At 48.4% G+C, this 26,503-nt stretch carries 25 protein-coding genes, 1 pseudogene and 1 other annotated feature; of the genes and pseudogenes, 1 reads left to right on the top strand and 25 read right to left on the bottom strand.

What is annotated here, in order from left to right:
• From recJ to MKY41_RS02130, 4 genes are all read right to left on the bottom strand, one after another.
• Positions 1-2,334 carry a single-stranded-DNA-specific exonuclease RecJ gene (gene recJ / locus MKY41_RS02145; RefSeq protein WP_340743483.1) on the bottom strand — a complete coding sequence of 778 codons (2,334 nt, stop codon included), beginning with the start codon at positions 2,332-2,334 and terminating at the stop codon, positions 1-3.
• Between the two features lie 121 nt (positions 2,335-2,455).
• A complete protein-coding gene (locus MKY41_RS02140) occupies positions 2,456-2,803 on the bottom strand; it encodes a LapA family protein (protein ID WP_340743482.1) in 348 nt (115 codons plus the stop codon).
• Positions 2,804-3,059: 256 nt separating this feature from the next.
• Complete coding sequence (gene secDF / locus MKY41_RS02135; protein ID WP_340743481.1) at positions 3,060-5,327, bottom strand: protein translocase subunit SecDF; 2,268 nt, start codon at positions 5,325-5,327, stop codon at positions 3,060-3,062.
• 261 nt (positions 5,328-5,588) lie between these two features.
• Entirely contained in the window at positions 5,589-5,906 is a 318-nt protein-coding gene (locus tag MKY41_RS02130) for a post-transcriptional regulator (protein WP_340743480.1), read from the bottom strand.
• Positions 5,907-6,001: 95 nt separating this feature from the next.
• On the opposite strand from MKY41_RS02130, the gene MKY41_RS02125 reads away from it, so the two are divergent.
• Positions 6,002-7,519 (top strand): putative polysaccharide biosynthesis protein, encoded by a 1,518-nt coding sequence (locus MKY41_RS02125; RefSeq protein ID WP_340743479.1) that lies wholly within the window; start codon positions 6,002-6,004, stop codon positions 7,517-7,519.
• On the opposite strand, the gene MKY41_RS02120 is transcribed toward MKY41_RS02125, so the two are convergent.
• From MKY41_RS02120 to MKY41_RS02020, 21 genes and pseudogenes are all read right to left on the bottom strand, one after another.
• A complete protein-coding gene (locus tag MKY41_RS02120; RefSeq protein WP_340743478.1) occupies positions 7,513-8,154 on the bottom strand; it encodes a DUF421 domain-containing protein in 642 nt (213 codons plus the stop codon). The two genes, MKY41_RS02125 and MKY41_RS02120, sit on opposite strands and share 7 nt — an antisense overlap.
• Positions 8,155-8,277: 123 nt before the next feature.
• A complete protein-coding gene (gene yajC, locus MKY41_RS02115) occupies positions 8,278-8,541 on the bottom strand; it encodes a preprotein translocase subunit YajC (protein WP_041075321.1) in 264 nt (87 codons plus the stop codon).
• Between the two features lie 40 nt (positions 8,542-8,581).
• Positions 8,582-9,721, bottom strand: coding sequence for a tRNA guanosine(34) transglycosylase Tgt (gene tgt, locus MKY41_RS02110; protein ID WP_340743477.1), 1,140 nt, complete (start codon positions 9,719-9,721; stop codon positions 8,582-8,584).
• 3 nt (positions 9,722-9,724) lie between these two features.
• Positions 9,725-10,774, bottom strand: a complete 1,050-nt coding sequence (gene queA / locus MKY41_RS02105; protein WP_340743476.1) for a tRNA preQ1(34) S-adenosylmethionine ribosyltransferase-isomerase QueA — start codon at positions 10,772-10,774, stop codon at positions 9,725-9,727.
• 27 nt (positions 10,775-10,801) lie between these two features.
• On the bottom strand, positions 10,802-11,812 hold the full coding sequence (gene ruvB / locus MKY41_RS02100) for a Holliday junction branch migration DNA helicase RuvB (protein ID WP_340743475.1): 1,011 nt from the start codon (positions 11,810-11,812) through the stop codon (positions 10,802-10,804).
• A 24-nt stretch (positions 11,813-11,836) separates the two neighbouring features.
• The gene (ruvA, locus tag MKY41_RS02095; protein WP_340743474.1) at positions 11,837-12,442 is read right to left on the bottom strand and encodes a Holliday junction branch migration protein RuvA; all 606 of its coding nucleotides are present in this window, start codon (positions 12,440-12,442) and stop codon (positions 11,837-11,839) included.
• A 623-nt stretch (positions 12,443-13,065) separates the two neighbouring features.
• Positions 13,066-14,217, bottom strand: coding sequence for a restriction endonuclease (locus MKY41_RS02090; protein WP_340743473.1), 1,152 nt, complete (start codon positions 14,215-14,217; stop codon positions 13,066-13,068).
• 60 nt (positions 14,218-14,277) lie between these two features.
• Positions 14,278-14,559 carry a hypothetical protein gene (locus MKY41_RS02085; RefSeq protein ID WP_340743472.1) on the bottom strand — a complete coding sequence of 94 codons (282 nt, stop codon included), beginning with the start codon at positions 14,557-14,559 and terminating at the stop codon, positions 14,278-14,280.
• A 191-nt stretch (positions 14,560-14,750) separates the two neighbouring features.
• Positions 14,751-15,473 (bottom strand): YebC/PmpR family DNA-binding transcriptional regulator, encoded by a 723-nt coding sequence (locus tag MKY41_RS02080; RefSeq protein WP_340743471.1) that lies wholly within the window; start codon positions 15,471-15,473, stop codon positions 14,751-14,753.
• A gap of 11 nt (positions 15,474-15,484) precedes the next feature.
• Entirely contained in the window at positions 15,485-16,396 is a 912-nt protein-coding gene (locus tag MKY41_RS02075; protein ID WP_340743470.1) for a phosphotransferase, read from the bottom strand.
• Positions 16,368-17,501 (bottom strand): LysM peptidoglycan-binding domain-containing protein, encoded by a 1,134-nt coding sequence (locus MKY41_RS02070; RefSeq protein ID WP_340743469.1) that lies wholly within the window; start codon positions 17,499-17,501, stop codon positions 16,368-16,370. Before MKY41_RS02070 ends, MKY41_RS02075 begins: the two co-directional genes overlap by 29 nt.
• A 98-nt stretch (positions 17,502-17,599) precedes the next feature.
• Positions 17,600-18,481: a prephenate dehydratase gene (gene pheA, locus MKY41_RS02065; RefSeq protein WP_340743468.1), complete on the bottom strand. Its 882-nt coding sequence runs from the start codon at positions 18,479-18,481 to the stop codon at positions 17,600-17,602.
• An 85-nt stretch (positions 18,482-18,566) separates the two neighbouring features.
• Positions 18,567-19,025, bottom strand: coding sequence for an ACT domain-containing protein (locus MKY41_RS02060; protein ID WP_340743467.1), 459 nt, complete (start codon positions 19,023-19,025; stop codon positions 18,567-18,569).
• Between the two features lie 127 nt (positions 19,026-19,152).
• A complete protein-coding gene (obgE, locus tag MKY41_RS02055) occupies positions 19,153-20,442 on the bottom strand; it encodes a GTPase ObgE (RefSeq protein ID WP_340743466.1) in 1,290 nt (429 codons plus the stop codon).
• A 14-nt stretch (positions 20,443-20,456) separates the two neighbouring features.
• Positions 20,457-20,975 carry a Spo0B domain-containing protein gene (locus MKY41_RS02050; protein WP_340743465.1) on the bottom strand — a complete coding sequence of 173 codons (519 nt, stop codon included), beginning with the start codon at positions 20,973-20,975 and terminating at the stop codon, positions 20,457-20,459.
• Positions 20,976-21,213: 238 nt separating this feature from the next.
• Positions 21,214-21,504: a 50S ribosomal protein L27 gene (gene rpmA, locus MKY41_RS02045; protein WP_340743464.1), complete on the bottom strand. Its 291-nt coding sequence runs from the start codon at positions 21,502-21,504 to the stop codon at positions 21,214-21,216.
• A 12-nt stretch (positions 21,505-21,516) separates the two neighbouring features.
• The gene (locus tag MKY41_RS02040) at positions 21,517-21,846 is read right to left on the bottom strand and encodes a ribosomal-processing cysteine protease Prp (RefSeq protein ID WP_340743463.1); all 330 of its coding nucleotides are present in this window, start codon (positions 21,844-21,846) and stop codon (positions 21,517-21,519) included.
• A gap of 6 nt (positions 21,847-21,852) precedes the next feature.
• Positions 21,853-22,161, bottom strand: a complete 309-nt coding sequence (rplU, locus tag MKY41_RS02035; protein WP_041075333.1) for a 50S ribosomal protein L21 — start codon at positions 22,159-22,161, stop codon at positions 21,853-21,855.
• Positions 22,162-22,175: 14 nt separating this feature from the next.
• Positions 22,176-22,250, bottom strand: a sequence feature (ribosomal protein L21 leader region).
• Positions 22,251-22,843: 593 nt separating this feature from the next.
• A pseudogene (locus MKY41_RS02030) lies at positions 22,844-24,873 on the bottom strand (catalase).
• 63 nt (positions 24,874-24,936) lie between these two features.
• A complete protein-coding gene (locus MKY41_RS02025) occupies positions 24,937-25,566 on the bottom strand; it encodes a site-2 protease family protein (RefSeq protein ID WP_340743462.1) in 630 nt (209 codons plus the stop codon).
• A complete protein-coding gene (locus MKY41_RS02020; RefSeq protein WP_340743461.1) occupies positions 25,563-26,117 on the bottom strand; it encodes a M23 family metallopeptidase in 555 nt (184 codons plus the stop codon). Before MKY41_RS02020 ends, MKY41_RS02025 begins: the two co-directional genes overlap by 4 nt.
• Positions 26,118-26,503 lie beyond the last annotated feature (386 nt).

Below are 26,503 nucleotides of genomic sequence, written 5' to 3'. Positions count from 1 at the left end.
TTATTCCTCCCTGTCGATCCCATTCCGGATCGTCTCGAACCATTGCTTCAACTCGAAATAGGATGCATAAAGCAATCTTTTTTCCAATTCGATTTGCCGTTGTCTCTGTCGATAAGACGGCGCTTCCGCTAAATCCCGCTTGTCGGCAGTTTCCACGACGGAAGCCACACCATTCTCTATCTTAACAAATCCAAGCTCGGAAAACACCTGCGATATGAAATAAACGGTATCCTTTTTCCAACCCATATGTTTGGTCAGCAGATCCGCGTTTTGTTTCATATCGAAACTGCCCCGCTTTTTCAAAAAAGTGTAAAACCATCCAAACTGATCACGGCCCGGAATCCCATCAAAATACTTCGATTCGGGCTCGTGCAGATGGGCATAGATCCGGTCAGGAACAGTCGTCTGGATGACATGTTCCAACTCCGTCTTGGCATTCGGCATATCGAGCAGGACAACATTATCCGCTTCCTTTAATTGATCTTTCCCATAATGAAGGACGGAAATTCCTTGCATCGTAGAAGGCAGACGAGAGATGGTCCGATCCCGGAACGCGACAAATAAGGTATGCTCCAGCGGAATTTTCGGAAGCCAACGGGACGGTTCCCGAATGCCGCGCAAATCGAATAACTGCCAGTCATCCGAACGGACGTCTTCGATCAACAACTGAGGCTTCTTATGGCCGTTCCATTCATTCACCTGCAAGTCACCGACGAGGGATAACGTGATGTCCGGTGTCATATGATCCGCCATATGGCCGAACCGGAAACCGATCGCATCCAGCTTCCACTCTCCGTCCTGCAGCTCCAGCTTCAAATGGTTTTTATCCGCCCCGATTTGCCGCACAATTGCAGTCGTCAACTTTTCGATCATATAAGCTGGCTTTTCGAAACTCATCCCGAACGGGCGGAGGATTTCAAGCGATTCCAGCACATCCACATTGATTTCTTCCAATTTCAGCGGGACATCGATCACTTTTTCGGGAATCAGCATCTGTTCCGTCAAGACTTCCGCCGCCTGGGCATTCAAATTTTGGCGCAGGTCGTCGATATCATCGATGGACAAAGTCATGCCGGCCGCCATCTGATGGCCTCCGAAATGCGGTAGAAGATGTGCATTTTTGGACAGTTCCCCGAATAAGTCGAATCCCGAAATACTTCGTGCCGACCCTTTTGCCGTTCCCGCTTCCGGATCCAATGAAAGGACGATGGAAGGGCGATGATATTTCTCCGTCAACCGGCTGGCAACGATTCCGACGACCCCCGGGTTCCACCCTTCTCCTGCTATGACGAATACGTAAGGGATCTTGTCCCCATATGTGTCGGAGATCATCCGCTCTGCTTCCTTCGTAATAGTCGAAACGATGGCTTGTCTTTCTTTGTTCAACGAGTCCAGTTGCTCGGCCAATGCCATGGCGACCCCCTCATCGTCTGTCTTCAGGAGATCGACAGCAGGTTTTGCATCACCTAAGCGTCCTGCCGCATTGATCCGAGGGCCAATCGTGAAACCAATCGATTCTTCATTCAACCCGGCTTGCTCTGCACCTGCCACGCGGGCAAGCGCCTGGATGGCCGGACGTGTGGAGCGGCGCATGCGGCGGATCCCCTCCTTGACCAAATAGCGGTTTTCGTCCTGAAGCGGCACAAGGTCAGCCACCGTACCGATTGCGACTAGCTCGATCAAGTCATGAGGAATTTCCCCGAGCAAGGCACAGGCCAATTTAAACGCCACCCCGACGCCGGCCAATTCACCGAACGGATAGGAGCCTTCCGGGTGCCGGGGATGGATGACAGCATCCGCTGCCGGAATCGTTTCCCCGATTTCATGGTGGTCGGTGATGATCACATCCATGCCGAGCGATTTGGCATGGGCGATCTGATCGATTCCGGAAATTCCGTTATCGACTGTGATAATGAGCGATGCCCCTTGCTCATGCAGTTCCTCGAACAATTCTTGATTCGGCCCGTAGCCGTGTTGAAAGCGGTCCGGTATGGCAAAGAAAACATCTGCCCCCAGCCGCTCCAATGCCGTCGTCAAGACGGAGACGCTAGTCACGCCATCCGCATCATAGTCTCCATAAACAACGATCTTCTTCTGTTCAGAAATAGCGCGGCCAATGATATCAACTGCTTTGTCCATATCATGAAATAAAAACGGGTCATGCAAGCAGGTTTCATCCATATGTAAAAAAGCTTTCGCCTTGGTCGGCTCCGTTATTCCACGGGCAGCCAGAATTTTGGCATGGACAGACGGAATCTTGAGAGTCGATTGCAGCGTTTCGACAATCTCGTCATCCGGTCTACTAATCGTCCATCTTTTCTTTGATTCAATCAATTTGGTTCACATCCTTATCGTCATTATAACGGATGTCCTATGTATCTAAAAGGAAATACTATAACGAAGTAGAAAAGAAAAAAACTTTCCCGGACAGTCCAGGAAAGTTTAATTTGGTAGATTATTCAGCAGTTTTTTCATTGAGGTCGATGGAATCCGCTTCGAAAGGTTTGTAATATCGTTGAAGGCTGGCAATTTCATTTTGCTGGGCGGCAATGGTCGTTTCCTTGGCCGCCAGCTCTTTCTGCAATTCTTTGATACGGCGGTTGGAGCGGTAGGAGCGAAAGATGGCAACAAACCCGCTTGTCAAGGCACCGAGCAGGGCCGATCCTAAAATGACCAAGACGAGCGGCCACATCGCTGTGCCAAAAACATAATTCACTTCGACCGAATCCACATTGAAAACAGCGAAAACGGCAATCAAAATCGCAAATAAAAGTCCGAATAACAGAGTCCATTGGAATTTCACGGGATTTCCTCCTTTCGATGATGTGGATTATAGTCGGGGATTCATAGCTCTTGGTGGATGTTATCAGCGCTTCGTACAAGATATCAGCACGACGCACGACTTATCAGCACTTCACGCGAGATATCAGCACTCCGCACGACTTATCAGCACTCCACACCCCCAGTGCATAATAAAAAAACAGGGTATACCGTAGTATACCCTGTTCCCGAAGATGAAACGCATCGCCTGGTGGCCAGACGGGTGATTCCATAATCGATTAGACGACCGGTTCGTCCGATCCCCATTGTTTCTTCTCTTGTTTGACATTCAATGTGCCTTTGTCTTTCATTTGCCGCTTTTTCAAGTCAAACCAGATTTGAGCGGAAATGAAGATCGAAGAGTACGTACCAGCCAGCAAACCGATGAGCAACGCGATCGAGAAGGTTTTGATCGATTCAGCCCCTAGCAGCATCAAGGCGACGACAACGAATATGACGGTCAGCACGGTGTTGACGGAACGTCCCAATGTTTGACGGAGGGATTTATTCACGATATCGGCCAACTCATCCACATTATCGATGACGCCACGGCGATTCAAGTTTTCACGAATCCGGTCGAAGGTAACGATCGTATCATTGATCGAATACCCGACAATCGTCAGGACGGCCGCAATGAACGTGATATCCACTTCAAGTCGCAAGATGCTGAAGATGGCAACCATGAAGAAGGCATCGTGGAACAGCCCGATGATTGACGCGACCCCCATCCGCCATTCAAAACGGAAGGCGACATAGATGATGATACCTAATGCGGCAACCAAGAGCGCTTTAAACGCATTTAGCGCCAATTCTTCACCGACTGTCGACGAAACGGTTGAGATATTTGGTTCCGCGCCATACTCCGTTGCGATTTCCGATTTTAGTTTATTGATTTCTTCCTGCTTAAACTCTTCCTTGTATCGGACGACCCCGATATTACCCGTCTCACCAGAAATGACGATGTCACTCGACGGATGCCCGATTTCTTCCAAGTAGTCCGTCACAACTTCCTTCGTCAATGGCTTTTCCGCCATGATTTCAATACGGGTACCACTGGAGAAGTCGATGCCAAGATTCAATTTGAATACAGCGAGCATGATGATACCTGCTGCCAACAGCACTGTTGAAATTACATAAAATCGCTTCCGGCTATGAACAAAATCGAAACGGTCAAATTTTGTCGTAAGATCCAACGTTTCCATCTGTTCTTCCGGTGGATGGACACGGCTTTTGGAGATGCCGAACAGACCCGGCTTTCCATCAAGGGATCCACTATTGACTAGCAATCCAAGTAGTAACCTCGAACCCCAGACCGCTGTCAAGAAGCTGACAAGGATACTGATGATGAGCATCGTTGCAAACCCTTTGACCGAGCTTGTCCCGAAAATGAACAGCACAACTGCTGCCAGTAACGTAGTAATATTGGCGTCCAAAATGGCAGTGAAGGATGATTTCGCCCCGGCCAGGAAGGACGTCTTGACTGATTTTCCGACCCGCAGTTCTTCGCGAATTCGTTCATAGGTCAAGATGTTCGCATCGACGGCCATCCCGACACCGAGCATGAGGGCGGCGATTCCCGGCAATGTCAGCACACCATTAATCAATGTAAAGACAAGTAAAATCAAGTAGATATAAACCGATAAGGTGATGACAGCCACAAACCCTGGCAGTCTATAATAGAACAGCATGAATAGGAAAATGAGCGCAATCCCGACAATTCCAGCGAAAACCGTTTTGTTCAACGCCTGCTCACCGAACTGGGCACCAACCGAAGTGGAATAGATTTCTTCTAAGTGAACCGGCAAGGCACCGGCATTCAGAATCCCGGCAAGATGCTTCGTCTCCTCCACCGTAAAGCTACCCGAAATCTCTACATTGGACGATTGAATCGGATTTTGAACATAAGGCGCGGAGATGAATTTCGGGTTCGGTTTTTGGGCCTCTTCCCGGAATGAATCCTCGCCTTCCACGAAGTCGAGCCAGATGACCATAACGTTTTCCGGCTTCTTCTGTGAAATGAGCGTCGTCACTTCGCCGAATTTTTTCGGATCTTTCATTTCCAATGTGACAACCGGATTTCCGGTTTCTCCGAAGTTCGCTTTTGCTTTCCCTTCCTTAAGATCGTTCCCGTCCAAAATCAGGTTATCGTCAGCATCCCGGAACGTCAGATTCGCTTGTGTGGACAACAACTCACGGGCTGATTTCTGGTCTTCCACCCCAGCCAATTGCACGCGAATCCGGTTGTTGGACTCGATTTGGATGCTCGGCTCACTGACGCCGAGCACGTCGATCCGGTTCGTCAAGGCGTTCGCCGTGTCCTTCACCATGTCCTCCGTTATTTTTTTCCCATCTTTCAACGGTTCAACTTGGTACAAGACTTCGAATCCACCTTGCAAGTCGAGACCTAATTTGACATCTTTCACAATTGGATTGGCGGTCGATCCGATCAGTGACCCGAATAGGACGAGCAATAAAAGGAACGCGACAATCCGACCTCTACTTTTCATAAAACCATTTCCTCCTCATTCTTTGAAGCGTGCACCAGGTGCACTCTCTTCGAAAACAAAAGCATTCTATCTCGTAAAATCGCAAGTTCGACCAGTTTCCAGGAATCACTGTACTTCCGGATGAAAACGGCTCGGTAGTCCATCCGATCATATTTCCCGGATCCTTGTCAGATTTGCCCGATCACTACAGTTTAAAAAAACGCAACACGTCCATTATGAAACACGGGCATCCGCGTGTCAAATGGACGTGTACCTTTTTTATTAATTATTTTCGACTTTTTGCGGTGCCAGCAATGCTTGCAGTTCTTCACTGTTCAAATCGGAGAACCAATTGCCTTCACGCTGCTCTTCTATTTGGGTGAATGTCATGAATTCAGCGGGCGATATTCGGAGAATGTCCTTGGCGATTTCAAAGACGCGCATAGCGTCAACGTCTTTTTTGCGCCATTTTTTATGTACGCAATAGGTCCAGATTTCCTCTTCCGTCACAGAGGTGTATCCGTATAAATGAAGTTCGTTCTTCTTGCTTTGAAGCGCCGGCAACATATGGATAAAATGTTGTTCGAACTTGATCGCCATTGTCCCCTCCCCTTCCCGAGCAGTCGTAAGTGCAACAGAGCGTGCATACATTTATTGTATACGAAATGATCGGAAATGAGAAGGAGTTGTTCAAGTTGTCTTCATTTATCCGGGGAACGGTCGTGCTCATGGCCGCAGTCTTTTTATCGAAACTGCTAGGTTTTGTATATCGGATGCAATTCATGCGGGTCGCGGGTGAAGAAGCGGTCGGAATCTATATGACGGCTTATCCCGCGTTCATTTTTTTCCTATCGCTAGTTCAACTCGGTGTTCCGATCGCTATCGCCAAAGTGATTGCCGAACTAGAGGCGAAAGGGCAAAGCGCTAAACTCCCGGCCGTCATGAGGACAGCCACTTTCATTACCATCCTGACCGGCATGGTATTCATACCCGCCTCGGTTCTTTTCGTCCCTTATTTATCGGAGACGCTGCTCGGCAATGCCGCCTCTTCTCTAACGTTGTATGTAGGGATTGCCATCGTTCCGATCGCGGCTATCGGTGGACTGATCCGGGGCTATTTCCAAGGGATTGCCCGGATTGAAGAAACGGCCTGGTCGCAAATTTTGGAGCAAATCTGCAGAATCGCACTCATCACCTGGTTGCTCCCCTCAGTTCTGGTCGCCGATAATTCTGCAATGAATGCCGCCTACGCAATGGGGATTACATTGTTGGCTGAAATGCTCTCCGTCCTTTATTTACTCTTCAAATATTGGCAGAAGAAAAAGAGAGTCCCGCCAACTAAGGAAAAGCCGGATCGCTATCCGTTCGAGCCGTTGCTTTCCATCGCGCTTCCCTCGTCGGGCAGCCGATTGTTCGGAACCTTCACATGGTTTCTCGAACCGATCATTTTCTTACGTGCGTTGGCTGTGTCAGGCGTCACCGCACTTGCCGCGACCTCACTGTACGGCGTCATTTCGGGAGTGCTCATCCCGCTCCTGCTATTCCCGTCCTTCATCCCTTATGCGCTGGCGGTCGTCCTCGTCCCGGCTGTCAGCGGAGCGGCAGCATCTAAGAATAAAGGGAAATTACGGGAACGGATCCATTTGTCCCTCCGACTTTCCGCGTTGACTGGCACTTTTGCGGCGGCCGTCTTTTTCATACATGGCCAGGCACTCGCTGAAACGCTGTTCCATGTGACAGAGGGCGGCAAATATATGTCCATCCTCGCTCCGGTTTTTTTCTTTTATTACATCCAAAGCCCGCTCTACTCCATTTTACAGGCGACTGGCGAGGCGAAGGCGGGGATGATGAACTCAGTCTATGGTGGGATTGCAAAGCTGGGTGTCATGTTCGTTTTGGCCTCGCAACCCGGTTTGCAAGAGACGGGTGCAGTGCTCGCCATCGGTTTCGGGGTCCTGGTCACTTCGTTCCTTCACATTGCCACATTGCGGAAAAACAAATCGACGAATACCGGATTCACAATGTTTGTCCTGCCGTATGCCTCTTTTATCATGACCATTATCATGCGGCCATTGTTCATCCCGATCGGCGAATATCATCTTTTTACGGAATGCCTCATCACTTCCCTATTTCTATTGGCCATCCTCGTTCTGACAGGCCAAGTGAAGAAGCGTGATTTTTTAATGTTCAAGAGATTATTGAAGCATCATTGATGCTGCTCTTTCAATTGATACTGCAGCGACCCGTTTTCATAAGAGCAATAGAAGATATGGCTCGGATCCGAAATGCCCATTTTGCGCAGTTCGGTTTCGAGCCATTTTTCCGTTTTCCCGATCATTTTCACATGCTTGCCTTGGATGACGCCGTCCGAAATAAGGGCGAGGACCGGTTGAACGCTATCATGCTTAAAAACGGATAAATTTCCGGACGGCTCCAAGTAGGCGAATGAGACTTCATGAATGGATCCGACTTGCTGTTCCCGGAGCTGTTGAAACAAGTCATCCAAATTGTACCGTTGCCGCCGCATTTCCTCTTCCATAATGATTCCATGCCGAATGATAAGAGCGGGATCTCCGTCCACTATATCCCTGAAGTTCTTGCTCTTTAATGAAAGGAAGGAAGAAGCATATTGAATGACGAGCAGGATGATCATCGGCACGATGGATTGGATCAGTTTCTTGTCGGGCGAATCCAATGCGAACGCCGCCACCTCCGCCATGATGACAAACACCACTACATCAATGACACCAAGTTCACCGACTTCCCGTTTCCCCATGATGCGGAGGATGATCAAAATCAGCACATAGAGCAACACAGTCCGATAACTGATGACTAACAAATCGAACATCCAAAAATCCTCCCCTTTTTTAAGAAGGATACCCATACCTCGACTCCAGCTATACACGAAAAAGAGGCCAAGGTCCGAGGGGGTGTCCCTTAGAGCTTGGCCTCTTTGATGAGTCATTCGAAATCAGACGGACTCTGTCACACGTCCGATTGCTTGTCTATCGAATTGAAGTATCGTACCATTGTTGACTTTCAAAAACACGGACGTTTCGTCGACAGCATCGATGGTGCCATGAAGGCCGCCAATTGTAATTACGTGATCTCCACGTTTCAATCCTTCCTGCATCGCCTTCGTCGCTTTTTGTCTTTTTTGAGCTGGTCGGATCAGCAAGAACCACATTACTGCGAACATGGCCACAAATGGCAGTAAACCTGCTAAATTTTCCATTGAGTCATCCCCCTTTCAACCTCGATTCATTATACAAGATTCAGAAGTTTTTTGCATTCGGTTTGTTGAATCCATATTGCTCAAAAAATTCTTCACGGAAATCACCGAGACGATCATTCCGAATGGCCTCCCGAACTTGCTCCATCAGCTGAAGGAGGAATGAAAGGTTATGGTAGGTCGTCAACCGGATGCCGAATGTCTCGCCCGCCCGAATAAGGTGGCGGATGTACGCCCGGCTGTACGTTCGGCATACATGGCAGCTGCAATTTTCATCAAGTGGTCCGAAGTCGCGTTCGTATTGGGCGTTTTTGATATTAACGCGGCCATTGCTCGTCATAAGTGTACCGTTTCGCGCAATACGCGTCGGCAATACACAGTCGAACATATCGATGCCGCGTATGGAGCCGTCGATCAGTGAATCCGGAGACCCGACCCCCATGAGGTAGCGCGGCTTATCTTGCGGCAGGAGAGGCGTTGTGAACTCCAACACGCGGTTCATGATATCTTTTGGTTCCCCGACCGACAAGCCGCCGATCGCATAACCCGGGAAGTCAAGGGACACAAGGTCTTTCGCACTTTGTTTGCGCAAATCCTCATATTCCCCGCCTTGGACAATCCCAAATAGGCCTTGGTCTTCGGGACGGGCATGCGCGGACAAACAACGTTCAGCCCAGCGCGAAGTCCGCTCAACACTCGCTTTCATATACTCATGCGTTGCTGGGAATGGAGGGCACTCATCGAAAGCCATCATAATATCCGAGCCGAGCGCATTTTGTATTTCCATCGCTTTTTCCGGGCTCAGGAACAATTTGCTGCCGTTCAAGTGATGTCTGAAATGAACCCCTTCTTCTTCGATTTTCCGGAATTCGCTCAGGGAGAACACTTGGAATCCGCCGGAATCGGTCAATATCGGGCGATCCCAATTCATAAAGGCATGAAGTCCTCCAGCCTCTTTGATAATGTCGTGTCCTGGACGAAGCCATAAATGGTACGTATTGCTTAGGATGATGCCCGCACCGATTTCTTTTAATTCTTCCGGGGACATTGTTTTGACGGTGGCTTGTGTTCCGACCGGCATGAATGCGGGCGTTTCGAACGATCCGTGCGGTGTATGGACGATGCCAAGCCGGGCGCCGGTCTGCTTGCAAGTCTTAATATGTTCGTAGGTGATTGCTGCCATCTTTTATGATTCCTTCCTCTTTGGCGGTTTCATGAACATCGCATCTCCAAAACTGAAGAAGCGATAATTTTCCTGAACCGCCTCATGATATGCTTTTAGTACATGTTCACGCGTCGATAAAGCGGACACCAACATAATCAATGTTGATTTCGGCAAATGAAAATTAGTTACTAGACCATCCAAGATCTTGAACTCATAGCCTGGATAAATAAAAATGGACGTCCAACCGCTCTCCGGCACAATCTTTCCATTATGGGCCGAGCCGATCGTTTCAAGCGTCCGGGCAGAAGTTGTACCGACGGCGATAATCCGGCCGCCTGCTTCCTTTGCGGCATTGATCGCCTGGGCTGTGCTTTCCGACACTTGATAATACTCGGAGTGCATCGTATGGTCCTTGATCGAATCGACACTCACCGGCCGAAACGTTCCGAGCCCGACATGCAGCGTGATGAATTCGACGCCGACGCCTTTCGCCTTGAGTTCCTCCAGAATTTCCTCTGTGAAATGAAGGCCCGCAGTCGGAGCCGCTGCCGAGCCTCGCTCCTTCGCGAATACTGTCTGATAGCGGGATTGATCATCAAGCGTTTCTGTAATATAAGGAGGCAGCGGCATCTGGCCGAGCGCATCCAAAATTTCGTAAAAGATGCCATCGTATAAGAACTGAAATGTCCGCCCGCCTTGTTCCAAGATGCCCGTGCAACGCGCTTTCAGACGGCCATCCCCAAATGTCACAATTGTTCCGACCTTCACCCGTTTTGCGGGCTTGACCAACGTCTCCCACTCATCTTCCCCAATTTCCTTCAACAACAATACTTCGATCGAGGCACCCGTGTCCTCTTTTATTCCCATCAGCCGCGCAGGCAAGACACGTGTGTCATTCAGGACGAGAAGATCGCCCGCTTCCAGCTCATCGACGAGATCACGAAAATGGCGGTGCACCACTTCCCCGGTCTCCCGGTCGAGCACCATGAGCCGGCTCGCCGTACGATCCGCCAACGGAGTCTGCGCAATCAGCCGTTCCGGCAAATCAAAATCAAAATCATTTACTTCCATACTCGATAACGTCTCCTCTATTAAAGGTTAATTTCCATCCTGATCATGAATCGGATAGCCGAAATGTTCATACGCCAGCGGGGTCGCCACTCGTCCGCGCGGAGTCCGTTGGATGAAACCGATCTGCAATAAATACGGTTCATACACATCTTCAATCGTCACCGATTCCTCCCCGATGCTTGCGGCAATCGTGTCGATCCCGACCGGGCCTCCCCGGAACCGTTCAATCATCCCGGTAAGCAGCTTATGGTCAATATGGTCGAGGCCGTGCGAGTCGACCTGCAACATTTCAAGCGCTTCTTTTGACATCTCCAGCGTCACCGCTCCCGTCCCGCGCACTTGTGCATAATCACGGACACGGCGCAATAGCCGGTTCGCAATCCGTGGGGTTCCACGGGAACGGCGCGCAATTTCCATGGCAGCCTGTCCATCGATTTCCACCTCAAACAGATGAGCGCTGCGGATGACGATCTCTTTCAGCGGCTCGACATCATAATATTCCAGCCGCAGCGGCACGCCGAAGCGGTCACGGAGAGGCGCCGACAAGGATCCTGCACGGGTTGTCGCACCGATCAATGTGAACGGGGGCAGATCAAGGCGAATGGAACGGGCGGCAGGGCCTTTCCCAACGATGATATCGAGGCAGAAATCCTCCATCGCCGGATAAAGCACTTCCTCGATTGAACGGTTCAACCGATGGATTTCATCAATGAACAGCACATCCCCCGGTTCAAGCGACGACACGACCGCCGCCAGATCACCCGGACGCTCAATTGCGGGCCCGCTCGTCATCCGGACATTGACTCCCATTTCATTCGCAATGACGTTCGCCAACGTCGTCTTCCCGAGGCCGGGCGGACCATAGAGCAGAACGTGGTCCAAACTTTCCTGCCGCCCCTTCGCCGCTTCGATGAAGATGCCGAGATTGTCCTTCACCTTATCCTGCCCAATATATTGGTTCAGGAATTGGGGTCTCAAAGATTGTTCAAAGCGTTCATCGAAATTCGTCACTTCTGCCGATAGCACCCGTTCCTCCATCATCCGTACTCCTTTCTACGTTCATCATTTCTGTTTCAATAAAAGCTGAAGGGCCCATTTCATATAGCCTTCCGTGTCTCGCTCTTCTTTTTCGAGCTTCGGCTTGATTTTCGCCAGTTCCCTTTGCGAATAACCAAGCGCTTCCAAGGCGAGCATCGCTTCATCGAGAGCTCCGTTTTCAGCCATCGTCAACAAGGTGACTTCTTCATCCGGCAGATCGATCTCCGTGAACAAGTCGTGAAGCTTTCCTTTCAGATCAAGGATCATCTGGCGGGCCGTTTTCTTGCCCACTCCCGGAAATTGGACGAGGAAGGATTCATCCTCCCGTTCAATCGCGCCGATCACTTGGGAAGGGATGCCGCTCGCCAAGATAGCCAACGCCCCTTTCGGCCCGATGCCGGAAACGGTGATCAATTTCTTGAACAACTCCCGCTGCTCCAGCGTTTTAAAGCCAAGAAGCATCTGCGTGTCTTCCCGGACGTGCATGTAAATGAACACTTGCTGGATCTCATCCGTCATATGGAAAGCATACGGGTTCGGCGTCAAGATCTGCCAGCCGATTCCACCCTGTTCCAATGCAATATACTCGGGTGTCACTCGGGTGACAATCCCTTTTATGTAATCGTACAACCACTTCTCCCCCTACAGTGAGGTATTCTGAACACAATTTTCAACGTAACTTTCATTATAGCATACGAACGCACTTTCCATCGTGTTTTGAAGACTGAAGATTAATTCAAAAAAAGGGGGTGTATTTTATAATTTCCGAGCACAAAAAACACCTCAACCAATCCGGCTAAAGTGTTGGATGTCGAATCCTTTATTTCGTTCCAACAGATTTTCTTATGATCCTTCTAATTTCACCTATAGGGAGATCCTCTTCGTCATTTTTCGAATAGTTTGTTAAAGGATAAATCTCATTATCCGAAGTGACTAGATACCAAATGACCCTAAAACCCCCACTTTTTCCTTTGTTGGCATCTGGATTTTCCAATCTATATAAAACGAACTAAGGAAAAGGGACATTATCAACAAACCGTTGCTTTCCGTTCCAGGCGGACGCTTTCCGCGGGCACGGCTTCAATCTCCTCGTCGCTGCGCTCCTGCGGGGCTTTCAGCTCGTGCTGTTCCCGCTGGAGTCGCCGCCTTCCACTACAAGCAACTGGAGCCAACCCTTACAAATCATTTGTTCGTTCTATATAAAATGATGATTTTAGTATTATATCGGTTACATATAAAACACCTAACACAATTTACTCTTCATCAAAATAACCGAAATCTATTTCTTTAATCACAAAAGATACTTTTTTATTAACGCCAACATTATATGCTATCATTAAATTTGTAAGTTCTTTTCCATCTATTAAAATAATTCTTTTTGACTCTAGCCTATCGGCATATGCTTTAGCTTTATCAGTAAAATGTGATGTTGTTATAAAAACACCTTTTCTTGCCCCTTTTGCATCTAATGCCCCCGAAAAACTTTGAACAGCTTCCCTACCTACAGAATTCCCCATGCCATACCTTTTGGCTTGAACATAAATATTTTCCAATCCTAATTTATCCTCTTTAATAATTCCATCTAATCCTTCGTCATTTGATCTTTGGGTAACCTCTCCGTCTCCATAACCCATCTTGGTCAATAGATCAACCACGATGTCTTCAAACTTCTTCCAGTCTAAATTTGATAGCGTTTTCAATAAATCTTTTGATAATTGCTCATGTAGATCATTGATGTTGTCTTTAATTGCAGTCAAAGGATCGATCAATTTTTCCATCTCATTAACTTCTTCTGCAATATCCACAATGTTTTCATCTAACAAAGCCAATCCATCAGGAGTAATTTGATATGTGAGCTTGTTTATTTCGTTAATGTAACCTTCTTTCTTTAGGCTGTATCTAACCCCACGAATGCGTGATAAAAAGATTGCATCTGTGTTGGTTTCATATTTCATAACTTGTTGTCGCTCTGATAAATTATATAGCTTAACAATTTTCTGAGTTAGTTCATTAGCCGTATAGGGGCTCCCGTCTTTCAACTCATTTAAATATGGAATTAAAAGCTCTTTGACTGTTGGAATTGTTGAAGCAATTTGAGGATTGAACTCATGACTAACAATTTTAGACTCATTTTTTGCAATTACCTTCTTAGATTCTCCTTCATTTTCGGGAATACCATTCTTCACAACCCATTTTTTAATTTCTACCATAGTTAAACCTGACTTATTTAAGTCTTTCAAAAATTTTAATATCCTAACCGATTCATCATCATACATTATTCTGTTATTAAACACAGTAATGGGGATATATTCCTCAAACTCTTTTACCCATCTTCTTCCGCCGCCTTCTGACCACCCAAGCATTTTAGACATTTTCGTCTTAGAATATAACTTATTTTCCGTCAAATATAATCACCTCAATTTGATAAATACCTGTAATTTTTCACTATCTGCCACAATTGAAAGTTAAATTTTCTTTTCCCCCTTAAGTTTAACAGTTTCCTCCATCTTTTTCCTTGAATCATCTAACAATAATTTCACGTATATCTCTACTTGTGAATTTCTAGTTGTGTTTCTTGATGACTCAATGTGAATCGATCTAACATCTTCTACTTCCTCAATCTCAAAATCTGTTGCTATGAATCTAAAGAAGCTAAGTTTATTTCTGTAACCTCTTATGGCTCGATGGGAATAGTTATTTGATTCAATGTCATAAATAAACCCTTTTAAAACATCGACCAACAACAAAAAAGACACCTCCTGTTAAGTTTGTTTTTCAACAATACTTGACGGAAATGTCTTTTTTAAATGTCATAAGAAAATCGGGTTTATTTTTACATGTATATCGTAACAAAACGGATATTTCTACATGTTAAAATCATGAATCATGATAACCCTCTTCAAACCCTTGATGTATCAACGCCCGGACAGCCCATTCCTCATTCACTCGCATTATGATAGACATCCTGCACGTCATCATCATCTTCAAGCGCGTCGATCATCTTTTCAAACAGCTCTTCATTTTCCCCGGAAAGTTCGTTGTACATGGAAGGGACCATTTCGATTTCAGCTGAAACGAATTCGATGCCGTCCTCTTCCAATGCGCCCTTGACACTTAGGAAATCGGAAGGCGTTGTCAACACTTCGAATCCTTCCTCGGTCGACACGATATCTTCCGCGCCTGCTTCCAGTGCCGCCATCATAACGGCATCTTCGTCGGTGTCGGCTGTCCGTTCGATGAACAAGCGGCCTTTCCGATCGAATAGGTAGCTGACCGATCCGCTTTCCCCGAGGCTGCCCCCGTTCTTGTTGAAAGCGACCCGGATATTCGGCGCCGTCCGGTTGCGGTTTTCGGTCAAGCAGTACACCAATACGGCGACGCCGCCGGGACCGTATCCTTCATAGACGACTTCTTCATAATGCTCGGCTGCCCCCGCTCCAGTTGCTTTGTCGATCGCTCGTTTGATGACATCATTCGGGACGTTGGCGCTTTTTGCTTTTTCGATGGCTAGCCGCAATGCAGCGTTGGAATCCGTGTCGGATCCACCCGCTTTAGCCGCGACATAAATTTCTTTCGACATCTTCTGGAAAATCTTCCCCCGCTTTGCATCTTGTGCCCCTTTGCGCGCTTGGATGTTTTTCCACTTGGAATGCCCTGCCATGACTTCACTCCTCATATATTGATCCGTTCTACATCATACCATAGTTTCGGCCAATGAGAGAGTGCGCTCTGTGTGAATGGGAGGAGGCGATTCGCTTGCCTCGCCCGACTGTCGGCAGGCAGTGTGAATAAATGAAGCCATTCGCGAAGCAATTCGTTAGGATAAAGCAAAAGCGGCAGCAAGTCGGGATCCAATTCCTTCAGGCTCGGCTGTTCATCAAACAGGAATTCAATATCATATCCGATTTGAGGCATCACCCGGTGAATCCACAAGGCGACTTCCGTACCTGCCGGGCCCGAACAAGCGAGGTCGAAGTCGATGAACCGGATAATGCCGGATTGGTCCCGAAGGATATTATGATGTACGACATCGCCATGCAGCAAAGTGAGGTCCTTCGTTCCGACATACGTTTTCCGGATGACGCTCATCGCCTCTGTCGCATAGAACAAAATGTCATCCACCGGCCCTTTCCCGAGGAACGTTTCGCAAGGCCCCCTGATGTCATGGAACCTCTCGATCCGGTCTTCCCATTTGGCAACGAGCGGGTGGATATGCAAATAAGGTGAAACGGCCCATTCCACGTCTTTCCTAGTAGCATGCAAGGCATGGAGGGCGGCAAGGGAATCGGTCCGATCCGCCCTCTTTTTAAAATTAACCGCCCTTGCCTCCTCCAGCCAAGGTTGAACAAACGTCAGAGGGCCATCGCCACTCTCTGCGGCAACCGGGATGAGGTGTGGAAAATCGATTGAGCGCAATTCTTCATGGATATGTCGGACTTTCATGGCGGTAGACATGGAACGGTATCGTTTCACTGAAAAACAATTCTTCCCTTGTTCCCATTTCCATACGTTTTCTTTTATTTGTTTATATCGCTCATCCAGTGCCATACACCCGTCAGTGGTTCCCGTGCCAATTGTATCCATATGGATGTGCCATCATATGGCAACCGCATGGATGCATAACATGGATCGGTGACACCATCGGCATCTGATGTCCTCCTCCACAACCGCACCCGCATCCATGGCCTTGACCGCATCCATGATGATGGTGGTGAGGCATCGGCATGAGAGGACCCCACTGCTCCGGCTGCATGATAGGCGAGACAGCTTGCGGGACATACCCATCTTCCGGTGGACAATAGACGGATTCCATCAACGGGATTTCATCCGCATCAATATCCGGCGACTCCAACATTTGCCATCCTTCAGTTGCGAATCGTGGCATTGGCGGCGGTGGAGTAGCTGGCGCAATCGGTGTCATAGGTGTCATTGGCAGCATCGGAGATTCATCCTTGACCATGTCCATATCCCTTTCGGGTAACACTTCAGGCATTGGTGTCGGCATTGCTTGGATTTGACCGGAATGCATGAATGGATAGCAGTCCGCATCAAAGATTGGAAGCCAACCGCATGGAATGCTAATGATCGGCGGACAACATGGCATCGGATGAACCTGTGCTGGAGGCATTGGCATTGGCATCGGCTGCTGTTGTGGCATTTCCTGAACTGGTGGCATCTGCGGCATTTGCGGCATCTGCGGCATCTGTGGCATCTGCGGCATCTGTGGCATCTGCGGCATCTGTGGCATCTGCGGCATCTGCGGCATCTGCGGCATCTGCGGCATCTGCGGCATTTCAGTGACTGGCGGCGACGGCGGTGCGACAGGCGGCCGCTCAGGCTTCACTTCAGGAGCGGGCGGCAGCGGAATCGGCTTGGATGTTGGCGGCTTCTGTTGCGGTGGCTTCGGAGCCTGCCCTTTATCTCCCGGCTTTACTTGGGGTTTTGTCTCCCCCTTTTTCACATGCGTGGCGGGCAAGAAAATTTTCATGCCGGGTACGATATAATCGGGATTCGCCAGATGTGCATTCACCCGTTTCAGCTCTTCGAATGGGATCCCGTACTGTCTGGCAATTTTCCATAGGGTATCCCCTTTGACAACAACATGGACTTCCACTAACAAATTTCCCCCTTCCATCATTCCATCGTATGAACGGATGGCCCGCTTTGTGACGCCCAATTTATGACACAAAGCGGAACCTCCCTCTAATCATGTATATGAAAGTGCAAAGAGTAGTATACGGTTAGCCATTTGTCGAAATCCAAAATTAAAAGAACCGCCATGCTTGTTCAGCGTGACGGTTGTTGTTCATATGTATAGAAGGAACCAAGCGAATGGACGGCGCAATTCAGTGCGGCCAATTCTTCAAACGCACCTTTCATCATCGGATGCTGTTCATCCTCCAGAACGTCGATGATGAAAAAATAATGGCCCAATCCGGTTTTCATCGGACGGGATTCAATCTTGCTCAAGTTCAGACGGCGCCACGCGAAGACGGATAGGATCTGGTGCAGGATACCCGGTCGGTCCTCATCCGGCAATTTGATCATCAAAGTCGTTTTAGCGCTTTCCGATTTTCCATCCAATTCCAAAAATTCCTTACGCAACGACAGGACCACAAAACGGGTATGGTTAGTGCGGAAGTCATGGATGCTCTCTTCCGCAATGCGTAAATTATATTTTTCCGCCGCCAGCCGGTTGCCGATTGCTGCAATCCGCTTTTCCGGATGCTCTTGAACGTATTTCGCAGCAGCCGCTGTGGATGTCGTCTGAATGAGCGGAACCCGGCGGTAATGATTTTGCAAATACTTATGACATTGCGCCAACGCATGCGGGTGCGAATGGATTGACTCCAATTCCTCCACGTAGTCCAGTTGCCGTTCGTGGATCAGAAGATGCTGTTCAATCGGGATCGACAATTCCGCATTGATGAACAGGTCGTTTCCGTGGAATAAATAATCCATCGTCATCGGGACCGAGCCTTCCAACGCGTTTTCCAATGGGACGACCGCATAGGCGACATGACCGACCGTGACCGCTTCGATGCAATCAGGTATCGTCTGCTGCGGCACCAACCCCATCGACCCGAATAAATGGGTCGCCGCAATATGGGTGAATGAACCCTCAGGCCCCAAATAGGCAACCGTCGGTGAAAATGTTGAGTTCTTCATACATCTAGCCTCCAATTGTTCCAATCAATAACAACGCCGCCCCATCACGGACGGCATGCAACACTATCCGGGAGGGAAACCCGGCTCAAATGGCCCCCGAACTGATCAACACGACAGAGTCGACAAATTCAGGTGCCTTGAGCCGCCCTAAAAACTCTTCCAATTTGATGGACATCTCCGTCACATTGAGCGATAAGGTGATATTCGCCCGAGCTTGAACTGGAATCGTCTGGTGAATGGTCAAGACATTGCATTTCGCTTCCGAAATGATCCGCAACAAAGTGGCGAGCGAGCCTTTCCGATCTTCCAATTGAATGAAAATCGTCAAGATCCTTTCGCTTGTGATCGATTCGAAAGGAAACACCGTATCGCGATACTTATAAAACGCACTGCGCGACAAACCAACCCGTTTTGTCGCCTCTTGAATCGTAGTTTCCTCCCCGCTTGCCAGCAAACGTTTGGCTTCCAGCATTTTCTGCATGGATTCGGTCAAAGCATCTTCCCTGACCAAATAAAAATGCTGCCCTTCCCCCAATTGTTTCATCACGATCCCCCTTGGACAGTTTCTATTTCATCTATAGAGGTTCGCAAAAGTCCGGTGAATGCCCAGTCGGAGGACGCAATTCATCTAATTCCTTCCGATGCGGGAGTCGATCCGGCTTTGCCGTTGTTTATTCAATAAATTCAAATTCGAAATTCAGGATTCGGACGATGTCGCCGTCTTTCGCCCCACGTTCCCGCAGCGCGTCGTCCACGCCCATCCCGCGCATTTGTCTCGCGAATTTGCGGACGGATTGGTCGAAGTTGAAGTCCGTCATCTTGAATAGGCGCTCGATCGTATAGCCTGACAGGACATAGGCCCCGTCATCATCACGGGAAATTTCAAAATCAGGCGTTTCCGATTCATGCTTGTACAATACCGAATGTTCCTCTTCCTCGACAACTTCATGAATTGGGAATTCCGGCGTCGTTTCAAGCAGTTCCGCCACGGCGAATAAAAGCTCATCCAACCCTTTCCGGGTGATGGCGGAAATCGGGAAGATTTTCGCATCTTCATCGTTTAGCTGTTCCTTGAATCGCTCCAGATTCTCTTCAGCATCCGGCATATCCATTTTATTCGCGACGATGAGTTGCGGCCTTTCAGTGAGACGCAAATTGTATTTTTCCAATTCTTCATTGATGGTCACGTAATCTTCGTATGGGTCGCGCCCTTCCAGCCCTGACATATCAATGACATGGACGATGACCCGCGTCCGTTCAATATGGCGCAGGAATTGGTGACCCAATCCAACCCCCTCATGTGCTCCTTCGATCAATCCCGGCAAGTCGGCTAAAACGAAGGCCCGGCCGTCTTCCGTTTCCACCATGCCGAGGTTCGGAACAAGGGTCGTAAAATGGTAATCGGCAATTTTCGGTTTCGCAGCGGAAACAACGGACAATAGAGTGGACTTGCCGACACTCGGGAAACCGACCAGTCCGGCATCCGCCAATACTTTCAGCTCCAGGATGACTTCGCGCTCTACCCCCGGCTCGCCCATTTCGGATAATTCCGGTGCTGGGTTACGGGGAGTGGCGAAGCGGCTGTTCCCGCGCCCGCCTCGGCCGCCTTTCGCGATGACCGCTTTTTGGCCATGTTCCACGAGATCGGCGATGATTGTACCGCTTTCGGCGTCGGTCACGACCGTGCCTGGCGGAACTTTGACAACCATGTCAGATGCCCCACGGCCGTGCTGGTTCTTGCTGCCGCCGTTCTCCCCTTTTGACGCTTTGAAATGGCGTTGATACCGGAAGTCCATCAAGGTGCGCAGTCCTTCATCCACGATGAAGATGACATTGCCTCCCCGGCCTCCATCCCCACCGGCGGGACCACCGTAGGCGATATATTTCTCCCGGCGGAAGGCGACCATTCCATCCCCTCCGTCACCGCCTTTGACATACACTTTTACATGATCGACAAACATTGATTGATATCCTCCTATTGTCCACGTACAGTGAACATCCATTGATTATGTGAAATTGACCCGTCGACCGTAAACGCACCCGCTACCGCTGGTATAGGCTGTTGATTCTCCAGCGGCCCTTCCACTTGGAACCGGATGAACCAATCAGTCTTCGACGAATGGACATCGATCTGCAAATCATAAGCTGCGGTAACATCCAACCGCTTCACCGCTTCCTGGAACACCATCTCAAGAAACTCCACAAGCAATTCGTCCTCCACCTGCCCGATCGCCTGCTGGATTTCGCAATTCAACTTCGTTGTGAATGAAGGGAACCGCCAGCTGAACGTACTGAGCCACAGGGCGGTTTTCGGAAGCCCGAGCTTTTCCAATAGCGCGCTTTGGCGCATCCGCCCTGTCGCCGCCTGGATGGTTTTCTTGGCCTCGGGCAGTTGCCCCAGATCGATATGCATCAGAATTAACTGAAGATCATTTAAAAAGTCATGCCTTGCAAATTTTAACGTTTCTGCCACAGACAACTGTTTATTTTTCAATCTTCCTTCACCGCCAACTCTTACATGTATACAGTATAGCACTTCCGTCCCTTTCTACGCCAAAAGAATTGATGTTGTTTTTTTGAAGGGGGATGGCTGGAGGGGAGTTATGGGCACGGGGGATGATCGAGCCCTGCGGACTTTTCGGCGCAGCTGACAAGTTTATGGGCGTACGTGGAATCCAGCCTTTCATTCCAACCAACAAAAAAAGACCGCGCGCGGCGGTCTTTTCCGATCATTATGCTTCCTGCGCAGCAGGGTACACACTGACTTTCTTTTTGTCACGGCCGAAGCGTTCGAAACGAACGACGCCGTCAACTTTTGCGAATAGAGTATCATCTCCACCGCGGCCTACGTTTTCACCCGGGTGAATTTTCGTTCCGCGTTGGCGGTAAAGGATCGAGCCGCCGGAAACGAATTGACCGTCTGCACGTTTTGCGCCAAGACGTTTCGATTCGGAGTCACGACCGTTCTTTGTCGAACCTACCCCTTTTTTCGATGCGAAAAACTGAAGATCCAAGCGTAGCATTGGTTTCACCTCCTATTTGATAAATCGTATCTGTATATGCTGTCCATAATCCTGTTCGATCGTCTGTAAAGAAACGACCATCGTCTTCAAAATCACTTGGATGTCATGCTCGGCTTCGTGTCCTTCCGGAAACTCGACTTGCAAGTAGCCGCCGTCCGATCCTTGTTGGATGGATGGCGTCATACCTGTCAGGGCGATCACCGCATTGACAGCGCCAAATGATACCGCAGATGCACCGGCGCAGACAAGATCCTTGCCGTGCTCCGCGTAATCCGCATGGCCTTTCATCTCAAACGACCGAATCCGGCCGGACGACTGTTCATGAATCGTAACTTCGATCATGCCGAATTACAGATTGATCCCGTCAATAACGACTTTCGTGTATGGTTGACGATGACCTTGTTTTTTGTGGTAGTTCTTTTTCGGTTTATATTTGTAGACTGTGATTTTACGGTCGCGACCTTGTTTCACGATTTTGCCTGTGACAGTTGCGCCTTCTACGAATGGAGCTCCGACTTTCACGTCATCTCCGCCTACAAATAGGACTTTGTCAAAAGTGACGACATCGTCAGCTTCTCCCACCAATTTCTCGATGAAGATCTCTTGACCTTGCTCCACTTTGACTTGTTTCCCGCCAGTTTCAATGATTGCGTACATACCTTGCACCTCCCCTTTATACTCAGACTCGCCTTCCGAGGTGATCCGCAACGGATGCTTGTACCTTTTCAGAGCGGTTGTAGCACGGGTGCTACAAACAATAACATTTGAATATTACCATATCAAAAGTTTTACGTCAAGCCGTTCTTTTCCCTCTCCATTACAATTGAGAACGTATGAGATTTGTTCTATCCCATCTGGAGCAATTGTTTTTTATTAACCCATAGCGGATTTTTGTCCCGCAAGTGTTGGCATCAAGGCTGCACTGTTGCCTCAGCTCGATTCCCCGGCATATAACGGATAAAGGACATGAAGAGGGCTTTATCTCTTGCACGGCATCTCATAAAAATAGTTTTTATAAGTATAGAGGATGGAATCAAAGTTTTCTATGGAGGGCTATAGAAAAGAATAATGCTTGGACTTGATCATGGAGCTAGAAGACTAATCCTGCTATTAAATACACCTCTTAACAACAATTTTCATCGAGCTTCCTGTCCATATTGGGAAATGTTTTCATAGAATTTTAAGCTTGAATGCGCAAAATACGTTGCGTATAGGAGAAGAGCAACCCTTAGACAATCCGCAGCTTATATAATTCGTAAAATTCAGCAAACGTATCTCCCTTTGAGTGAATGAAAACAGGGAAATACCATAAGTTATTCCCCCGAATGGATCCCTCATTCTATTTCCTGTTCCAAAACCGTTTCTGTGCAATGGCAGAGACAAAATCATTCCCGAAGTTGGGATTATCTGCTGCAAAAATCACACCAGCCAAATTATTGTTTTCTGACGTTTGGATATACGGCTGCCCGGATGTGGCAACACCGATCGGCTTATAATGTCTGTAGGTCTCATTGACAAAAAGCACGACGTTTTGATTAAATCTTCCTTCACTTTTCGTACGTCCCCCTACAACATAAATCGCATCGAGCAAAACCGAGTTTGTCGTAAGGAAAGTCTTCGTAACTTCAAGTGTTGTGCCATCATCCCCCGTGACTGTACCAAGCTGTTCACTTACGATTTCGATGAAGACTCCATATTGCTGTAACGTATCCAGCACATTTTTTACTTCATTCCCATTGAAACCATTGCCAATCAGGATGCCCACTTTTTGCGTATAGGCATAACTAGGTGTATTCGCCTGGCTAAGGGAAGCGTAGCTTGTTGACACAGGGACATTCGTTCCGCTTGGACGATTGACACCGATATTGTCCGCGACAATGGTGGCCATTTCCTGATCGACATTGACTAACACATCGACATTTTGCTGGCGGACCGATTCACTCTTTACATTGCCTAGCTGATAGCTCAATGCCTCAATCGTGTGCTGTTTTTCAACGGGTGTCAAGCTATGCCAGAAGATCCTTGGCTGGCTGAAGAAATCATCGAACGATTTGCTCCGTGCCCGTATGGCGTGCCCATCTATTTTTTTCGGATAGGATTCATAACCTCCTTCTTCCGGAGGCGTTGTATATGGCGTATTATCCGCCAGCGAGTTGCGATGATAGCTAACCTGGTCTACATCGATCCGATATCTCATGAAACCTTGTCTTGTATTATTATGAAACGGACAGATCGGCCGATTGATCGGCAAGTCCTGGAAGTTCGCACTGCCCAGCCGATGATATTGCGCACTTTGATAAGCGATCAACCTACCTTGCAAAACGGGATCATTGGAGAAATCAATCCCTGGAACGACATTTGCCGGATTGAATGCGACTTGTTCCAATTCGGCAAATTCATTGTCCACATTCCGGTTTAAGGTCATCTTGCCGATCATCTGAACAGGGACGACCTCTTCCGGCCAAAACTTTGCAGGATCGAGAACATCAAAATCGAAATTAAACTCATCCTCCATCGAAATGAGCTGGACGCCTAATTCGTATTCAGCATAAGCTCCGCGGTCAATCGCCTCTCTAAGATCCCGCCGATGGAAGTCCGGATCGATCCCGCCGATTTTCTGTGCCTCATCCTGTAGCAAAGAATGGACACCCAAGACAGGTTTCCAAACAAACCTCACAAAGGTCGCTACTCCTTGTTCATTAACAAGTAGGTACGTATTAATCGACCATGATTCCATCATTCGATAACTTCTTAAAATGCCTCGATCGGACATGATCCACAACACCATATGAAGCGATTCCTGGTTATTCGCTACATAATCCCAAAAGGTATCGTGCGCTCAGGCTGATATGCATGCATGACATCGGGGAACTTCATCGCGTCTTGATTGACTAATACAGGCATGGCAATCGTTGTTAAGTCGTAATTGCCTTCCTCTGTATAAAACTTAACACCCTTACAGCGTAAATCCCTTGCCGTATCTTTAGACCCTCTGCTTCCTTGCACAGTAGAAAACCGGACAAATACAGGAGTCTTTTTTCCAGCCTCCTGCAAAAATCCGGCTTTTGTAAATTGGCTCATCGACTGGTAGCATTCAAACTCACCATGGGCTCCGTAGCCTCTTGCATGAACTTTTCTTTCCGGTATCGGTTCATGTACAAAATGTGTCATCTTTTCAAAGAATTCATAGTCCTGACGCAAGGAAGGCCCGCGAACACCAGCCTTTAATTGGTCCTCATCGTTTGATAACTTTTTAGATTGATTGGTCGTCAAAGGGTTTCCTGTATTTTGAATTCGGAATTGTTCCAGTTGCTCATTTTTGCTATTTTCATTAACTTTTTTATTGTTCTGTGAAGAAGAATTATCCATGAAATCCTCCTACCCTGTTGTTCTTTTCTGATCCGAATTTATCTTATGTATTAAGTTGATAGTTTATTCGTTTTTCTCGCTAATATTTTTTCCGTGCTTTTTCAACTGTTCATAAGCCCGGCCGTATTTCCGGAACCGGAACGCCGAGATATTCTGGAAGAGAAGAAAGGCCGAGAGGAGAAGATAAGGCAGGCTTTGGGGCAAAAAGCTTGCAAGCAACATGCTTCCGACCAATAACAGGAAGATGGAGTGAAGAAGAAAAAAAGACCGGATGCGGTACCGGTTCTCTTCCTTCTCCAACAGGGCACAGAGCGCTTGTCCTCCATCCAGCGGAAGGATCGGCAGCAAATTCAACAACAACAATGCTTGTTGGATGAAAATCATGTCATCCTGCCCCGGAAATGGAATGACCGAAACAAGCAGCAACAAGAACGCAGTCGCTATCGGGCCGCCTAGTGCGACGATGAGCCGATCCCGTTTCGGGGCCAGCTGCCGATCCGGGATGATCAATTCCCCGCCATAGGGCATGATCGTACAAGACCGCACACGCATGCCGACTAAACGGGTCGCTGCCAAATGCCCCGCTTCGTGGAACAGCAGAGAAACAAAAAGGAGGGCATACATGGCAATGCCCCCCGTTCCGATAAGGAATAGGAAAAATGGCAACAACACGGGATGAAGCCGCATCCTCATTTGCCTACTCCCGAAAAATACGTCGGCAGCAAGGACGCATCCAATGGAACGCCGTCACGCTTCACCATCAAATACACAGTCCCTTCCCCCATCATCGCGAGCGTGTCCCCCCGTTTGACGGTCGTATAAGGAAGCTTTGAAAAGGTTTCCACAAAGCCGTACGTCACCTCATCGCCATCGTCGTAGAGAACCGTGATCGTCTTCCCGGATTGACGGGTGAACCCGGTAAATACGACGAGCCCATTTCCCTGCGCCTCAATTGGCAACGATTGCGAATAGGATGCAATGACCCCGTCTTGAAACGGCTGCATGGAGTCATATCCTGAAAATGGATCATCCCGATGGGGGTCGCCTGCCATGACCGCAATGGTATCATCATCCGAATCGCCGATCATAGAAGCAATCCATTTCTTTATGGCCACGAAATCTTTACCGGAAGTGACGTATGGCGTGACGGGCTTTTGAATAACGCCTAGATTCTCCATCTTGGCGGCACTGAAAACCCCGACTGTCAACAGGAGCGCCAAAAACCACTTCGTCCTCCATTTCATCCGTCCGCACCACCCGTTTTTTTCAGTATATGTCGGAGGCGGCCGGAATAGTAGGTAGAAATTAATCTTGGAAGAAACAAACTGGGGAAGTGTCACGGCAATTCAGGCGACTGTAAGGACAATCTCCCTAACTCTAAGGGCAAACAGCCAAACTGTCAGGGCCCGAGGAAACTGTAATGGCAATTCGGGCAACTGTAAGGACAATCTTCCAAACTCTAAGGGCAAACTCCTTAACTGTCAGGGCTCCGGGAAACTGTTAGGGCAATTTAGGCGACTGTAAGGACAATCCCACAAACTCTAAGGGCAAACAGCTAAACTGGCAGGGCCCGAGGAAACTGTAATGGCAATTCGGACAACTGTAAGGACAATCTTCCAAACTCTAAGGG

Origin of the sequence: Sporosarcina sp. FSL W7-1349 (genome assembly GCF_038003045.1) — a bacterium.
In the GTDB taxonomy this organism is placed as follows: Bacteria; Bacillota; Bacilli; order Bacillales_A; family Planococcaceae; genus Sporosarcina.
The sequence above is the reverse complement of the archived record's forward strand: the minus strand, read 5'-3'. Positions and strand labels throughout refer to the sequence as shown.

Coding starts and splice junctions, on each gene's coding strand:
- pheA (WP_340743468.1), bottom strand. CDS start 18,481: ATGAAGAACTCAACATTTTCACCGACGGTTGCCTATTTGGGGCCTGAG.
- MKY41_RS02060 (WP_340743467.1), bottom strand. CDS start 19,025: ATGAAACAATTGGGGGAAGGGCAGCATTTTTATTTGGTCAGGGAAGAT.
- yajC (WP_041075321.1), bottom strand. CDS start 8,541: ATGGAAAATTTAGCAGGTTTACTGCCATTTGTGGCCATGTTCGCAGTA.
- rpmA (WP_340743464.1), bottom strand. CDS start 21,504: ATGCTACGCTTGGATCTTCAGTTTTTCGCATCGAAAAAAGGGGTAGGT.
- ruvB (WP_340743475.1), bottom strand. CDS start 11,812: ATGGAGGAACGGGTGCTATCGGCAGAAGTGACGAATTTCGATGAACGC.
- MKY41_RS02080 (WP_340743471.1), bottom strand. CDS start 15,473: ATGGCAGGGCATTCCAAGTGGAAAAACATCCAAGCGCGCAAAGGGGCA.
- MKY41_RS02120 (WP_340743478.1), bottom strand. CDS start 8,154: ATGTTCGATTTGTTAGTCATCAGTTATCGGACTGTGTTGCTCTATGTG.
- queA (WP_340743476.1), bottom strand. CDS start 10,774: ATGGAAGTAAATGATTTTGATTTTGATTTGCCGGAACGGCTGATTGCG.
- obgE (WP_340743466.1), bottom strand. CDS start 20,442: ATGTTTGTCGATCATGTAAAAGTGTATGTCAAAGGCGGTGACGGAGGG.
- rplU (WP_041075333.1), bottom strand. CDS start 22,161: ATGTACGCAATCATTGAAACTGGCGGGAAACAAGTCAAAGTGGAGCAA.
- MKY41_RS02075 (WP_340743470.1), bottom strand. CDS start 16,396: ATGGATACAATTGGCACGGGAACCACTGACGGGTGTATGGCACTGGAT.
- MKY41_RS02020 (WP_340743461.1), bottom strand. CDS start 26,117: ATGAAATGGAGGACGAAGTGGTTTTTGGCGCTCCTGTTGACAGTCGGG.
- MKY41_RS02040 (WP_340743463.1), bottom strand. CDS start 21,846: ATGATCGAAGTTACGATTCATGAACAGTCGTCCGGCCGGATTCGGTCG.
- secDF (WP_340743481.1), bottom strand. CDS start 5,327: ATGAAAAGTAGAGGTCGGATTGTCGCGTTCCTTTTATTGCTCGTCCTA.
- MKY41_RS02025 (WP_340743462.1), bottom strand. CDS start 25,566: ATGAGGATGCGGCTTCATCCCGTGTTGTTGCCATTTTTCCTATTCCTT.
- tgt (WP_340743477.1), bottom strand. CDS start 9,721: ATGGCAGCAATCACCTACGAACATATTAAGACTTGCAAGCAGACCGGC.
- MKY41_RS02130 (WP_340743480.1), bottom strand. CDS start 5,906: ATGGCGATCAAGTTCGAACAACATTTTATCCATATGTTGCCGGCGCTT.